The sequence below is a fragment of the Simplicispira hankyongi genome, assembly GCF_003570885.1.
GTDB lineage: Bacteria > Pseudomonadota > Gammaproteobacteria > Burkholderiales > Burkholderiaceae_C > Simplicispira > Simplicispira hankyongi.
This window is the reverse complement of sequence record NZ_QXJC01000013.1, coordinates 23,222-35,654: the sequence shown is the minus strand read 5'-3', so window position 1 is coordinate 35,654 and position 12,433 is coordinate 23,222. Positions and strand designations below refer to the sequence as shown.

General features: G+C 65.5%; 14 protein-coding genes. 7 read left to right on the top strand and 7 right to left on the bottom strand.

The window, feature by feature from the left end; genetic code table 11:
* Positions 1–159: 159 nt before the first annotated feature.
* The 5 genes from dnaX (at position 160) to D3F03_RS16630 (ending at position 4,087) form a co-directional block, all read left to right on the top strand.
* A complete protein-coding gene (dnaX, locus tag D3F03_RS16650) occupies positions 160–2,013 on the top strand; it encodes a DNA polymerase III subunit gamma/tau (protein ID WP_119110558.1) in 1,854 nt (617 codons plus the stop codon).
* Positions 2,014–2,046: 33 nt separating this feature from the next.
* Complete coding sequence (locus tag D3F03_RS16645) at positions 2,047–2,379, top strand: YbaB/EbfC family nucleoid-associated protein (RefSeq protein ID WP_119110557.1); 333 nt, start codon at positions 2,047–2,049, stop codon at positions 2,377–2,379.
* Between the two features lie 439 nt (positions 2,380–2,818).
* Positions 2,819–3,409 carry a recombination mediator RecR gene (gene recR / locus D3F03_RS16640; protein ID WP_119110556.1) on the top strand — a complete coding sequence of 197 codons (591 nt, stop codon included), beginning with the start codon at positions 2,819–2,821 and terminating at the stop codon, positions 3,407–3,409.
* A 75-nt stretch (positions 3,410–3,484) separates the two neighbouring features.
* Positions 3,485–3,907 (top strand): MAPEG family protein, encoded by a 423-nt coding sequence (locus D3F03_RS16635; RefSeq protein WP_119110555.1) that lies wholly within the window; start codon positions 3,485–3,487, stop codon positions 3,905–3,907.
* 27 nt (positions 3,908–3,934) lie between these two features.
* The gene (locus D3F03_RS16630; protein WP_119110554.1) at positions 3,935–4,087 is read left to right on the top strand and encodes a DUF3096 domain-containing protein; all 153 of its coding nucleotides are present in this window, start codon (positions 3,935–3,937) and stop codon (positions 4,085–4,087) included.
* A 168-nt stretch (positions 4,088–4,255) separates the two neighbouring features.
* Here D3F03_RS16630 and D3F03_RS16625 read toward each other — a convergent pair whose 3' ends face one another.
* Positions 4,256–5,782, bottom strand: a complete 1,527-nt coding sequence (locus tag D3F03_RS16625; protein ID WP_245960664.1) for a transglycosylase SLT domain-containing protein — start codon at positions 5,780–5,782, stop codon at positions 4,256–4,258.
* A complete protein-coding gene (gene gloB, locus D3F03_RS16620) occupies positions 5,779–6,552 on the bottom strand; it encodes a hydroxyacylglutathione hydrolase (protein ID WP_119110552.1) in 774 nt (257 codons plus the stop codon). The genes D3F03_RS16625 and gloB overlap by 4 nt, the downstream gene beginning before the upstream one ends.
* Here gloB and D3F03_RS16615 point away from each other — a divergent pair.
* Together D3F03_RS16615 and rnhA are read left to right on the top strand one after the other, a co-directional pair.
* A complete protein-coding gene (locus D3F03_RS16615) occupies positions 6,551–7,309 on the top strand; it encodes a class I SAM-dependent methyltransferase (protein WP_245960663.1) in 759 nt (252 codons plus the stop codon). The two genes, gloB and D3F03_RS16615, sit on opposite strands and share 2 nt — an antisense overlap.
* A 208-nt stretch (positions 7,310–7,517) precedes the next feature.
* Positions 7,518–7,979, top strand: coding sequence for a ribonuclease HI (gene rnhA, locus D3F03_RS16610; protein WP_119110551.1), 462 nt, complete (start codon positions 7,518–7,520; stop codon positions 7,977–7,979).
* An 18-nt stretch (positions 7,980–7,997) separates the two neighbouring features.
* Here the strand turns inward: rnhA and D3F03_RS16605 are convergent, their stop codons facing one another.
* The 5 genes from D3F03_RS16605 to moaA all read right to left on the bottom strand — a co-directional run bounded on the left by D3F03_RS16605 (position 7,998) and on the right by moaA (position 12,405).
* Positions 7,998–8,657, bottom strand: a complete 660-nt coding sequence (locus tag D3F03_RS16605; protein ID WP_119110550.1) for a c-type cytochrome — start codon at positions 8,655–8,657, stop codon at positions 7,998–8,000.
* Positions 8,658–8,785: 128 nt separating this feature from the next.
* Complete coding sequence (locus tag D3F03_RS16600; RefSeq protein ID WP_119110549.1) at positions 8,786–9,112, bottom strand: thioredoxin family protein; 327 nt, start codon at positions 9,110–9,112, stop codon at positions 8,786–8,788.
* 96 nt (positions 9,113–9,208) lie between these two features.
* Positions 9,209–10,561, bottom strand: a complete 1,353-nt coding sequence (gene moeA, locus D3F03_RS16595) for a molybdopterin molybdotransferase MoeA (RefSeq protein WP_119110548.1) — start codon at positions 10,559–10,561, stop codon at positions 9,209–9,211.
* Between the two features lie 9 nt (positions 10,562–10,570).
* Positions 10,571–11,203, bottom strand: coding sequence for a molybdenum cofactor guanylyltransferase MobA (mobA, locus tag D3F03_RS16590; protein ID WP_119110547.1), 633 nt, complete (start codon positions 11,201–11,203; stop codon positions 10,571–10,573).
* Between the two features lie 59 nt (positions 11,204–11,262).
* The gene (gene moaA / locus D3F03_RS16585) at positions 11,263–12,405 is read right to left on the bottom strand and encodes a GTP 3',8-cyclase MoaA (RefSeq protein ID WP_119110546.1); all 1,143 of its coding nucleotides are present in this window, start codon (positions 12,403–12,405) and stop codon (positions 11,263–11,265) included.
* Positions 12,406–12,433 lie beyond the last annotated feature (28 nt).

Sequence of the window (12,433 nt, the reverse complement as noted above, 5' to 3'; positions counted from 1 at the left end):
AGCGTGGGCCATCTGCGTAGTCTCCTTCATGGAAGACTCCTTGGATCAACACGCATCGAGATAATTCAAATTATTTCTGAGACATCACACTAGCAGTGCAAGATGAATATCTCATGAACGCGAGCGGGTCACGTTCGCAGCCACATAGAATCCTGCCACATGTCCTACCTCGTGCTCGCCCGCAAGTACCGTCCGCGCAATTTTGGCGAAATGGTCGGCCAGCAGCATGTCGTACAGGCGCTGACCAATGCGCTCACCCAGCAGCGGCTGCACCATGCCTATCTGTTCACCGGCACGCGCGGCGTCGGCAAGACCACCGTCTCGCGCATTTTGGCCAAGTCGCTCAATTGCCAGGGGCCAGACGGGCAGGGCGGTATTACGGCCACCCCTTGCGGCGTCTGCGCGGCCTGCACGGCGATTGATGCCGGCCGTTTTGTCGACTACACCGAGCTGGATGCGGCGTCGAACCGGGGCGTCGATGAAGTGCAGGGCCTGTTGGAGCAGGCGGTCTACAAACCGGTGCAGGGTCGTTTCAAGGTCTTCATGATCGACGAAGTCCACATGCTGACGACCACGGCGTTCAACGCCATGCTCAAGACGCTGGAGGAGCCGCCCGAATACCTCAAGTTCGTGCTCGCCACGACCGACCCGCAGAAGGTGCCGGTGACGGTGCTCTCGCGCTGCCTGCAGTTCAACCTGCGCCCCATGGCGCCCGATACCGTGCAGGAGCACCTCGCCCATGTGCTCGCCGCCGAGCAGGTGGCCGCCGAGCCGGCGGCACTGCGCCTGCTGGCGCGCGGCGCCCGCGGCTCCATGCGGGATGCGCTCTCGCTTGCCGACCAGGCCATTGCCTTTGGCAGCGGCAGCATCGAGGAGGCCGCAGTGCGCCAGATGCTGGGCAGTGTGGACCGCTCGCACGTCACCCGCCTCGTCGATGCACTGGCGCGTGGCGACGGCCGCACCGTGGTGGAGACCGCCGAGGCGCTGCGCCTGCACGGCCTGTCGGCTGCCGCTGCGCTGGAAGACATGTGCGCCCTGCTGCAGCGCATGGCCGTGCTGCAGGCTGTGCCCGGCCACCGCCAATCGGGCGAAGACGACGCCGAAGCGCAGGAAACCGCGCGCCTGGCGGCGCTGCTGCCACCCGACGAGACGCAACTGCTCTACAGCATGTGTCTGCACGGCCGCACCGAACTGGGCCTGGCGCCCGACGAGTACGCGGCGTTCACCATGGTCCTGCTGCGCCTGCTGGCTTTCAAGCCAGCGGGCGGCGCGCCGGAAAAAAAAACAGCGCTGACGCCTGAGCCCGCTGCGCCAGTGGCCCAAGCGCCGGCCGCACCCGCGGCGGCAGAAATGGCGGTGCCGCCGGCTGCAGCCGTAAATTTTAAGAAAAATGAGCCTCTAGCGCTTATACCGCCTGCGCAAGCAGCTATCGAAAAAGAAGCAAATGGCATGCTTGCGACGCCAGTGGCGTCTGGCGAGGCGGTGGCGCAGCCGATTCCCGAAGCCATCGCCCCGGTGACCATCCCGGCGTCTGCACCTGCGGTGCTCACCGTCCCCGTGCGCGAAATGCCCGAGCCCGGCCCTCGCCTCCAGCCCCGAGCCGAGGGGCAGACGCCGCAGCCCGAACGGAGCGAAGAGGGCGACTGCTGGCACGCTGTGGTGCAGCAACTGGTTGCCAGTGAATCGGTCACCGCCCTGGTGCGCGAGCTGGCGCTGCAATCGCAGCTCATCGCGCGCGATGGCGACCATTGGCTGCTGCGGGTGGAGCGCGAATCGCTCAACCAGCCGGCAAGCCGCGAGCGTCTGCGGGCGGCGCTGTCTGCCGCGGGGCACGCCGAGCGCATTAGTGTTGAAACGGGCCGCGTCAGCGATACGCCGGCCCGGCGCAATACGGCGCAGGAAAATGCCGACCTGGAGCGCGCCCGCGCCATTGTCATGAACGACCCCTTCGTGCAAGCCATGGTGCAGAACCATGGCGCGAAAATCGTTCCTGGAAGCATCCGGCCCTTGTAGGCCGCCCCCCATCGATCAACAAAGGATTTCACCATGTTCAACAAGGGACAACTCGCCGGCCTCATGAAGCAGGCCCAGGCCATGCAGGACAACCTCAAGAAGGCGCAGGACGAATTGGCGCATGTCGAGGTCGAAGGCGAGGCAGGCGCCGGGCTGGTCAAGGTCGTGATGACCTGCAAGCACGACGTCAAACGCATCACCATCGACCCCAGCTTGCTGGCCGAAGACAAAGACATGCTCGAAGACCTGGTGGCCGCGGCGTTTAATGCTGCGGTGCGCAAGGCGGAAGATACGTCGCAGGAGAAGATGGGCAAGCTGACGGCGGGGATGCCCGGCCTCCCCGGCGGCATGAAATTCCCGTTTTAGTTGACTGGCTACCGGGCGGGCGATCTGCGTTGTTGCGGGGCCCGTCGGGGAATCCTCACGTACCTTCAGTACGCTCCGGTTCCCCGCCACCCGCGCCTAGCAGCTCATCCCGCTCGCTACGCCCTTGAGGGTGGGGGTGTGACTGGCTACCGGGCGGGCGATCTGCGTTGTTGCGGGGCCCGTCGGGGAATCCTCACGTACCTCCAGTACGCTCCGGTTCCCCGCCACCCGCGCCTGGCAGCTCATCCCGCCCGCTACGCCCTTGAGGGTCGGGGGTGACTGGCTACCGGGCGGGCGATCTGCGTTGTTGGGCGGTGCTCGGAATCCTCACGTACCTCCAGTACGTTCCGGTTCCTGTGCTCCGGCCGCCTAGCCGCTCATCCCGCTCGCTACGCCCTTGCGTGCGGGGTCGGAATACAAGTGACAATTCCAATTGCCTATGCCCGCTACCCATTCTCTTGAACTGCTGATCCAGGCGCTGCGCCGCCTCCCGGGCGTGGGGGCGAAGTCTGCGGCGCGGATGGCGTTTCATTTGCTGCAGCACGACCGCGAGGGTGCGCAGGCGCTGTCGCGTGCGCTGGCGGGCGCGGTGGAGCAGGTGCGGCATTGCGCGCGCTGCCATACCTTCACCGAGACTGAGGTGTGCGCTGTCTGTCTGGACCCGGAGCGCGACGCGACGCGCTTGTGCGTGGTGGAGACGCCTGCCGACCAGGCGGCGCTGGAGCGCACCGGGGCGTTTCGCGGGCTGTATTTCGTGCTCATGGGGCGGCTTAGCCCGCTCGATGGCATTGGGCCGGCCGAGATTGGCGTCAAGGCACTGCTTGAGCGGGCACGCGACGGTGTGGTGCAGGAGGTGATTCTTGCCACCAACTTCACCGCCGAAGGCGAGGCGACCGCGCACGTGATCGGTGAGGCGCTGCGGCAGGGCGGCCTGGCGGTGACGCGTCTGGCACGTGGTGTGCCGGTGGGCAGTGAATTGGAATTTGTCGATCTGGGCACCATTGCCCATGCGCTGGCCGACCGGCGCTGATAGCGCAGCAGGTAGCCGCGCAAACCGGCACAATGCGCCGGAACTTCACAATGCCCGTCAGGGGCTGCCGCCACCATGAACCCTTCTGCGCTTCCCCCGTTTACGCTGGCCTATTGGTGCGTACTGATCATGGCCGTACTACCGTTCTTCTGCGGCTTGTTTGCCAAGCGCGGCGGCGTGGGCAAGAAGCGCAGCGAGGGGGGCTACGACAACCACAACCCCCGCGCCTGGCTCGCGAAGCAGGAGGGTGCGGCCGCTCGCGCCAATGCGGCGCAGGCCAACAGTTTCGAGGCGCTGCCGTTTTTCATCGGCGCGGTCATCATTGCGCACCAACTTGGCGCCCCGCAAGGCCGCCTGGATATGCTGGCGATCGCCTTCGTGTTGCTGCGCATCGTCTACATCGCCCTTTACGTGGGTGACAAAGCGACCCTGCGCAGCACGGTCTGGGGCGTGGCGCTGATGGTCAACATTGCAATCTTGTTCAGCGGTTACCGCTGATCACCGCGTGAACGAAGGATATTCACCATGCACATCAACCTCAGTATTGGCCCGCTGGTGGCGCTCGTCGCGGGCATTCTCATCCTGGTGTTTCCCCGGCTGCTCAGCACCATTGTCGCGCTCTACCTCATCGTGATTGGCGTGTTCGGTCTGATTGGCGTGCACCAGTTGCGCTTCTAGGGCGATGCTGAATAAGTCACCGCGATGACGCGCGCCGTGCATCGGGATGGAATGCAAGGCGAAAACCGCAGCCATAGCCGTAGCTATGGCGAGGATTTGCAACGCCGCAGACCGCCCGAGGTACGGATGCGCGGCGCGTGAGGGACTTGTTCAACATTGCCCCAGGTGCTATTTGTGCTGTTTGCGCCTGATATTGGCCGCCTTCCCTGCGCTGCGTGAGTGCTTCGCAGGCTTGCCAGCGGTGCGTTTGCCTGAACTGCCACGTGCGCTGGTCTTGGCCTGAGATATGCGCACGGGAAGGTAGAGCACCACACTCTGGCCCGGACGGAAGGCAGCGCCCGACTTCACGTCGTTCCATGAGGCCACATCGGCCGTTGTAATGTGGTAGCGCCGGGCAATGCTGGTGACGCTCTCGCGCCGGCCGGCCTTCACGGTGGTGCGCCGCGTCACCACTTCGGGGGTAAAGGCAATCTGCCCGTTGTCGGCAACCGTGGATGTCACGTCGGCCTTTACGGTGGTGGGACGCGGCACCAGCAAGGCTGAGCCCGCCTTGATCAGCATGTGCGGCGGGATGCCGTTGACACTGCGCAAGTCGCGCTCGTCCATGCCGCTGCTGCGTGCTGCCTGGGCAACGCTCATGGTCGAGGGCAGGGTCCATACCGTCCAACTGGCGTACTGGCCCTGGGTGTAGGCCTCGAAATTGCGTTCGAACGCTTTGGCGTTGTCCCAGGGCAGCAGGATCTGAGGGGTTCCGGCGGCCAGGATGACCGGGCGGTGCAGCGAGGGGTTGAGTTCCTTGAAGTCTTCTTCGCGGACACCGGCGAACTGCGCTGCCAGTGCCACATCGATGTCTCTGGAAATATCGATGGTGTCGAAATACGGGTGGTTTTCAATCAGCGGCAACTCGGTGGCAAACAACCGAGGGTTGGCGACGATATTTTTCACCGCCTGCAATTTGGGGACATACAACCGGGTTTCCGGGGGCATGGTCAGGTCGTCGTAGCCTGTGGGCAGGCCCGCCTTCTGGTTGCGTGCAATGGCCCGGCTCACGTTGCCCTCGCCCCAGTTGTAGGCAGCAAGTGCCAGTTGCCAGTCGCCAAACATGTTGTAGAGCTTTTGCAGATAGTCCAGCGCCGCGCGGGTGGAGGCGAGTACGTCGCGCCGGTCATCGCGAAAGGCATTCTGTTTGAGCTCGAAATAATCGCCCGTGGCGGGCATGAACTGCCACATGCCGGCCGCCTTGGCAGAGGAGACGGCCAGTGGGTTGAACGCGCTCTCTACGTAGGGCAACAGCGCAAGCTCCGTGGGCATGCCTCGGCGTTCCAGCTCTTCAACGATGTGGAACAGGTATTTGCGCGAGCGCTCCGTCATGCGCTGCATGTAGTCGGGCCGGCTGGCGTACCACTGCTCGCGGTCCCGCACCAGGTCGTTGTCCAAGTTGGGCATGGCAAAGCCACGGCGAATGCGGTCCCACAAATCTGTCGGTGCAAACAGCGGCGTCACGGTGTGGGTACTGGTCTGTGCGGCCGTAATCGGTTGCAGCGGGCCTTGCGGGTACAGCGGCGTGTGCGGGAAGACCGCGGCTGAAGACGGCGTGGCGCCTTCCTCGGTGGGGGTCTTGGGCTGGGTGGGCGCTGCGCAACCGCTCAGCCACAAGGCGCCTGCGAGGCAGGCGATGTGCAGAAGTTTCTTCAAAATTGGTTTTTCCATTCACGCAGGGCGGCAAATACTGCCGCCTCGTCGCGTGTATCGGTGTGGGGCGCATGGGCCGCCACGCTGGCAATGACTGCGTGCTCGCGGCTGCGCAGGAAGGGGTTGATGGCGCGCTCCATGGCAATGGTGGAGGGCAGGGTGGGCAGGCCGCGAGCACGCAGTTGCTCGCATTCTTGGCTGTAGTCGTGCAATTGGGTATTGCCAGGCTCCACCGCACGGGCAAAGCGCAGGTTGGCCAGCGTGTACTCGTGGGCGCAGCACACCCGCGTGTCGCCGGGCAGGGCAGCCAGGGCATCGAGTGACGCCAGCATCTGCGCTGGCGTGCCTTCGAACAAGCGCCCGCAGCCGCCGGAAAACAGGGTGTCACCGCAAAACAGCAGTGGTGCCTCGCCAGGGCAGTGGGCGTAGTAGGCAATATGGCCTGCGGTGTGGCCGGGAACGTCCAGCACAGAGAAGCGCAAGCCCAGTGCCGCGACCATGTCACCCTGCTGCACATGCTCAAAGGGTTCAGGGATGCGCTCGTGGGCTGGGCCTACCACATGGGCGCCGGTGGCGTCCCGCAGCGCTGCCACGCCGCCGACATGATCGGGGTGGTGGTGGGTGACTAGAATGGTTTGCAACGCCAGCCGGTGTTCCCGCAGGCACTCCAGCACGGGCTCTGCCTGCCCCGGGTCCACGACGATGGCTTGGCATGCGTCGTGCAGCAACCACAGATAGTTGTCGGAGAATGCGGGGATTGCTAACAGCTTCATGACCGCACAAATTATAGGTTTGCATCAATGGTTCGACTCTCCGCCCGGCCGCTACCTGCTGGAATGGGAGCAAGCGCGCTATGACGCTGCGGTGGCCGATGCCTTCGGCTACCACAGCTTGCAATTGGGCATGCCGCTGCTCGACGGCCTGCGTGCCAACCGCATGCCGCACCGCTGGCGGGCGCTGGCCCATCCCGACCTGCTGGCCGCAGCGCCGGCCCCTGAATTGCTAGCCGACCCCGTCGCTTTGCCCTTCCCCGAAAGCAGCATCGATCTGCTGCTGCTGCCCCACACGCTGGAACTGAGTCACGACCCGCATGCGGCGCTGCGCGAAGCTGCGCGCGTGCTGGTGCCCGAGGGCAAGCTGGTGATCAGTGGATTGAACCCGGTGAGTTTGTGGGCCTGGCGCCAGGCGCGCTCGCGCTGGTACCGCCGTATGGGCTGTGGAAGCCTGTATCTGCCGGATGGTGGCGAAGTGATCGGCCACTGGCGCCTGCGCGATTGGCTTCGGCTCCTGAGTTTCGAGGTGGAATCGCTGGAGTTTGGCTGCTACCGGCCCGCCGTGCGCAGTGCGCGTTGGCTCGATCGCTTTGCCTGGATGGACGCTGTCGGTGCGCGCGCCTGGCCGATTTTTGGCGCTGCCTATTTCGTGGTGGCCGTCAAGCGCGTGCACGGCATGCGCTTGCTCGAACCGGCCTGGCGAACGGGCGCCAAGCACGCCGGCGCGCAAATCCCGGTGGCCAACCGCAGCGCTTAAGGCAATGCTGAACAAGTCCCTCACGCGCCGCGCATCCGTACCTTGGGCGGTCTGCGGCGTTGCAAATCCTCGCCATAGCTGCGGCTATGGCTGCGGTTTGCGCCTTGCATTCCATCCCGATGCACGGCGCGCGCCATCGCGGCGACTTGTTCAGCATCGCCCTAAGGCCCAACGAATTTGATGAAACTGGAAAGACTGGAAACACTGCGTGAACGAAATCGTGATTTACACCGATGGTGCCTGCAAGGGCAATCCGGGCCCCGGCGGCTGGGGTGCCGTACTGAAATCTGGCACCACCGAGAAAGAGCTGTTTGGGGGGGAACTGGGCACCACCAACAACCGCATGGAGCTGACGGCGGTGATTGAGGCTTTGACAGCACTCAAGCGCCCCTGTGCTGTCACGCTGTACCTCGACAGCGAATACGTGCGCAAGGGCATTACCGAGTGGATTTCTGGCTGGAAAGCGCGCGGTTGGCGCACAGCGGCCAAGCAACCGGTAAAAAATGTCGAGCTTTGGCAGCGACTGGATGCCTTGGTGAGCGATGCCGGGCACCGTATTGAATGGTGCTGGGTCAAGGGCCATTCGGGTGACCCGGGCAATGAGCGCGCGGATGGCTTGGCCAATCGGGGCGTGGACCAGGCGCTCAGACGTGGCCAGACAAAAGCGTGAGCAAGGAATCGAGGTTGTTCAGCGCATGCCGCTGACATAGGCCACCACGGCGGCGATGTCGGCATCGCTCATCTGGCGCGTGTTGGGCACCATGAGCGAATCGGCGCGCGGGCTTTTGCCGTCGCGGTAGAGCGTGAGTGTCTTTTTCAGGTAGTCGGGTTGCTGGCCGGCGATGCGGGCAATCTGCGCATTGCCGCGTCCGTTGTCACCGTGGCAGCGAAAGCAGATCTTGCTGAAGTAGTCCTTGCCTTGGGCCGCGAGCGCTGCGTCCTTGGCCGGCTGCGGCGCCACCGTCTGGGCCGAATAGAAGAGCACCATGCCGATCTTCTCATCGGCTTCCAGGGCGCGGATCATGCCCTCCATCCACATATCGCGGCGGCGCCCGTCTGCGAACTGGCGCACTTGCTCGAGCAGATAGGCTGCGTTCTGGCCTGCCAGGTTGGGTACGGACGGCTTGCTGCTGTTGCCACCCACGCCATGGCAGTTGGCGCACACGGCGGCCACTTTGCGTCCGGTGGCCAGGAGCTGTTGCGCCAGTTCCGGGTCGGCCTGCGCTTGGGCAAAGCGCGCGTCCAGGTCGGTGCCAGCGGTGGCGCGTGCCCGGGCCGTCTGAGCGAGGGCGGCCGGGCAGGTGATGAATGCGATGACGGTGGCGAGAAAGGCGAGGAAGCGCAACATCGAATAATGACCTTATTGAATATAGGGAAATTATCGAGAGGCGTCCCAGGCCATGCCTTGACCGGTATCAATCACACGAACGAAACGGCTTCCCACCGGCGCGGTGGCCGCGGTGGCCGTCTCCGCGCTCAGCCTGCCATGTTGCTCATGGCGGCCTCGATCGCCTGGGAAGACGGTGGCCGTACCAGGCGCGCCACTTCCTGCCCGCCGCGCAGGAAGACCAGCGTTGGCCAGAGCTTGACAGCGAAACTTCGGCCCAGCGGCCGACCCTTGCCGTCTTCGACCTTGATGTGGACAAGGTTCGGGTGGCCCTTGAAGGCCTGTTCGATGAGCGGTTGCGCTGCTTGGCAATGGCCGCACCATGGGGTGCCGAATTCAAGCACGGTGGGTTCGGCAAGCTGGTCTATCTGGTCGCGGCTGGGTTCGGCGGAAAGCGGGCGGGCGGTGTAGGGCATGAAGGGCTCCGTGAAAAATCTGTCCCAAGCGCAGTGAAAGGAGCATGCCGTGGCTTGTAGATGCATTCGCCTTCCGGCCGGCGTCCTGGAGGTTTTTTAAATCACGCCGTCAAATACCATCACGTCGACCATTTCGCCGGCGGCCACGTTGCCGCTGGCATGCGGCAGCACGATCAGACCGTTGGCGCGCACCATGGAGCTGAGCACGCCCGAGCCCTGGTTGCCGGTGACGCGCACTTCGAGTTGGCCGTCGGCGCCCACACCGACCAGGCCGCGCTGGTATTCGGTGCGGCCCGCTTTCTTGCGAATCGCCTCGCTGCTGCGCGCGCGCAGCAGCGGTGGTGTCGCCTGGGTGCAGCCCATCATGCGCAGCAGAGCGGGGCGCACAAACGCGAGGAAGGTCACCATGACCGCCACCGGATTGCCCGGCAGGCCAAACAGCAGCGCTTCGTTGGGAAATATATTGCTCCTGATAAATGAGCTACTAGCGCTTTCTGCATATGCGCTAGAGCCATTTTTAACCCATATTTTATCGCGTGGAATACGCCCCACCGCCATCGGCCGGCCGGGGCGCATGGCAATGCGCCAGAACGCCACGTCGCCCAGCTCGCGCATCATGCTGCGGGTGTGGTCGGCCTCGCCCACGCTCACGCCACCGCTGGTGATGACGGCATCGGCCTGGGCGGCAGCGCGCGCAAAGGCGTCCCGCAGCAGCGCGGGGTCGTCTCGCACCACGCCGAGGTCGATAGCCTCCACGCCAAGGCGCGTGAGCAGGCCGAACAGTGTGTAGCGATTGCTGTCGTACACGGCGCCCTCGCGCGGGGGCTCGCCCAGGCTCAGGATTTCGTCGCCGGTCGAGAAATACGCCACACGCAGGCGCCGCAGCACCTGCACCTGCGCCATGCCGAGACTGGCCAGCAGGCCGATTGCCGCGGGCGTGATGCGCTCGCCGGCTGCCAGCGCCCCGGCGCCCTGCATCAGGTCCTCGCCGGCCAAGCGCCGGTTGTCGCCGGCGCGCAGCAGGTCTGGCGCGATGTGGATGTGCTCGCCGTCGGCCTGTGTGAACTCCTGCGGCACCACGGTGTCCAGCCCTTCGGGCATGACCGCGCCGGTCATGATGCGCACGCATTCGCCGCTCTGCACGCTGCCGCGCCAGGCCGCACCCGCCAGGGCTGTGCCGACCACGCGCAGGCGCAGGCTCTGGCCGGGGCGCAGCGCGCCGCCGTCAAAGGCGTAGCCGTCCATGGCGGAGTTGTCGTGCGGCGGCACGCTCACGGGGGAAACCACGTCTGCAGCGAGCACGCGGCCAAGGGCGTCGTGCAGAGCGACGGTTTCGCGCTCTTGCACCGGCTGCACCAGGCGCTGGAGAAACGCCGTCACCTGGGTACTGCTCATCGCCTGCGGGTCGTAGCCCTCCAGGCTGGCGGCGATCTGTTCGATGCTGGTCATGGCGCAGGCTCAGGTTGGGCTGCGCGATTCCAACGCTTGCAGCTCGGCGAGGGTGTTGGCGTTGAAGAAGGCGCTGGCGTCGTCGCCCGGCGCATCAAAGGGGACGATGGCACAGCGGTGCTGGCTTGTCCAGGCGTCGATCTTGCGCCCGCCGCCCTGGGTGAAGCGCACCAGGCTTTCCAGCAGATCGACCCGCAGCAGACAAAACACCGGCTGCGGCCGCACTTGCAGGCTGCCGTCCTTGCCCGCTTCGGGCGCGGCGGCCATGGCGATATCGGCCTGTTCCTGCTCGGCCGCCTGCGCCAGGCGCTGGGCCAGGTCCAGCGGGAACAGCGGCGTGTCGCAGGGCACGGTAAGCAGCCAGGGCGTCTCGCAGCGCTCCAGCCCGGTGAGAAAACCCGAGAGCGGGCCGGAAAAGTCGCTGTCGCCATCGGGCCACACCGGCACGCCAAAGGATTCGTAGGCCGCCAGGTTGCGATTGGCGTTGACCATGGTCGCGCCGACCTGCCTCTGCAGGCGCAGCAGCGTGTGCAGCGCCAGCGGCACGCCGCGAAACGCCTGCAGGCCTTTGTCCACCCCACCCATGCGTGAGCCGCGGCCGCCGGCGAGGATCAGGCCGGTGATGTCCTGGGTGTCAATCATGGCGGTTTGCCTGCGCGGCGGGGGCAGCGCAGGAGAAGAAGAGGGAAAGGGTTGGCGCGTTACCCACCGATGTAGCTCATTTCAACGCGGCGTGGCGCGGCGCTGTCTCGGCTGGCGTCGGCGGGCAGGCTGGCGCGCAGCTCGGAGTAGCGGTCAGCCCGGCCTTGCCAGATGGCGGCGATGGCGTCGTTCAGGCCGGCGTCGCTGGCGCCGCCGCGCAGCAGCGCGCGCAGGTCGTAGCCCTGGCCGGCGAACAGGCACAAATACATGCGCCCCTCGGTGGAGAGGCGGGCGCGGTTGCAGGCGCCGCAGAATGCCTGGGTGACGCTGCTGATCACGCCCACCTCGCCAAGCAGCGGGTCATGGCGGCCAGCGGTGTCGGCGTAGCCCCAGCGCTCGGCGGTTTCGCCTGGCGCGCTGGGATCGAGCGGCACCAGCGGCAGCTCGGCGCGCAGCAGGGCGATCACCTCGCGGGACGGCAGCACTTCGTCCATGCGCCACCCGTTGGTGGCGCCGACGTCCATGTATTCAATGAAGCGCAGTGTGATGCCGGTGCCGCGAAAGTGGCGCGCCATGGGCAGAATTTCGTGCTCGTTGGTGCCGCGCTTGACCACCATGTTGACCTTCAGGCCCGAGAGGCCTGCTTCGCGCGCTGCGTTGATCCCTGCCAGCACGTCGGCCACCGGGAAGTCCACATCGTTCATGCGCCGGAACACGGCATCGTCAAGCCCGTCGAGGCTGACGGTGACACGGTTCAGGCCCGCTTCCTTCAAGGCGTGTGCCTTGCGCGCCAGTAGCGAGCCATTGGTGGTCAGCGTGAGTTCAGGGGGCTGGCCATCGACCGTGCGCAGCGCGGCCAGTTGCGCCACCAGATCCTCAATGTCCTTGCGCAGCAGCGGCTCGCCGCCGGTGAGGCGAATCTTGCGCACGCCATGCGCCAGGAACGCGCGCGCCAGGCGGGTGATTTCCTCGAACGTGAGCAGCGCGCTGTGGGGCAGGTAAGCGTGTTCCTTGTCGAACACTTCCTTGGGCATGCAGTAGTTGCAGCGGAAGTTGCAGCGGTCGGTCACGCTGATGCGCAGGTCGCGCAGCGGCCTGTTCAATGTGTCGACCAAACGGCCCGATGGCGCCGCGCCCGTGCCCGCCGGGACGGGAAGTGCCGCCACCCGGGCATCAACCAGAGGAATCACGCGTTCAGCCATGCCCCGATTTTGCCGCACACCCCGAATA

What these genes read in the sequence shown, in the direction of transcription:
- D3F03_RS16630 (WP_119110554.1), top strand. Translation starts at nt 3,935, where the DNA reads ATGCACATCAACCTCAGTATTGGCCCGCTGGTGGCGCTCGTCGCGGGC.
- dnaX (WP_119110558.1), top strand. Translation starts at nt 160, where the DNA reads ATGTCCTACCTCGTGCTCGCCCGCAAGTACCGTCCGCGCAATTTTGGC.
- D3F03_RS16635 (WP_119110555.1), top strand. Translation starts at nt 3,485, where the DNA reads ATGAACCCTTCTGCGCTTCCCCCGTTTACGCTGGCCTATTGGTGCGTA.
- moaA (WP_119110546.1), bottom strand. Translation starts at nt 12,405, where the DNA reads ATGGCTGAACGCGTGATTCCTCTGGTTGATGCCCGGGTGGCGGCACTT.
- recR (WP_119110556.1), top strand. Translation starts at nt 2,819, where the DNA reads ATGCCCGCTACCCATTCTCTTGAACTGCTGATCCAGGCGCTGCGCCGC.
- D3F03_RS16645 (WP_119110557.1), top strand. Translation starts at nt 2,047, where the DNA reads ATGTTCAACAAGGGACAACTCGCCGGCCTCATGAAGCAGGCCCAGGCC.
- D3F03_RS16605 (WP_119110550.1), bottom strand. Translation starts at nt 8,657, where the DNA reads ATGTTGCGCTTCCTCGCCTTTCTCGCCACCGTCATCGCATTCATCACC.
- D3F03_RS16615 (WP_245960663.1), top strand. Translation starts at nt 6,551, where the DNA reads ATGACCGCACAAATTATAGGTTTGCATCAATGGTTCGACTCTCCGCCC.
- D3F03_RS16600 (WP_119110549.1), bottom strand. Translation starts at nt 9,112, where the DNA reads ATGCCCTACACCGCCCGCCCGCTTTCCGCCGAACCCAGCCGCGACCAG.
- moeA (WP_119110548.1), bottom strand. Translation starts at nt 10,561, where the DNA reads ATGACCAGCATCGAACAGATCGCCGCCAGCCTGGAGGGCTACGACCCG.
- gloB (WP_119110552.1), bottom strand. Translation starts at nt 6,552, where the DNA reads ATGAAGCTGTTAGCAATCCCCGCATTCTCCGACAACTATCTGTGGTTG.
- mobA (WP_119110547.1), bottom strand. Translation starts at nt 11,203, where the DNA reads ATGATTGACACCCAGGACATCACCGGCCTGATCCTCGCCGGCGGCCGC.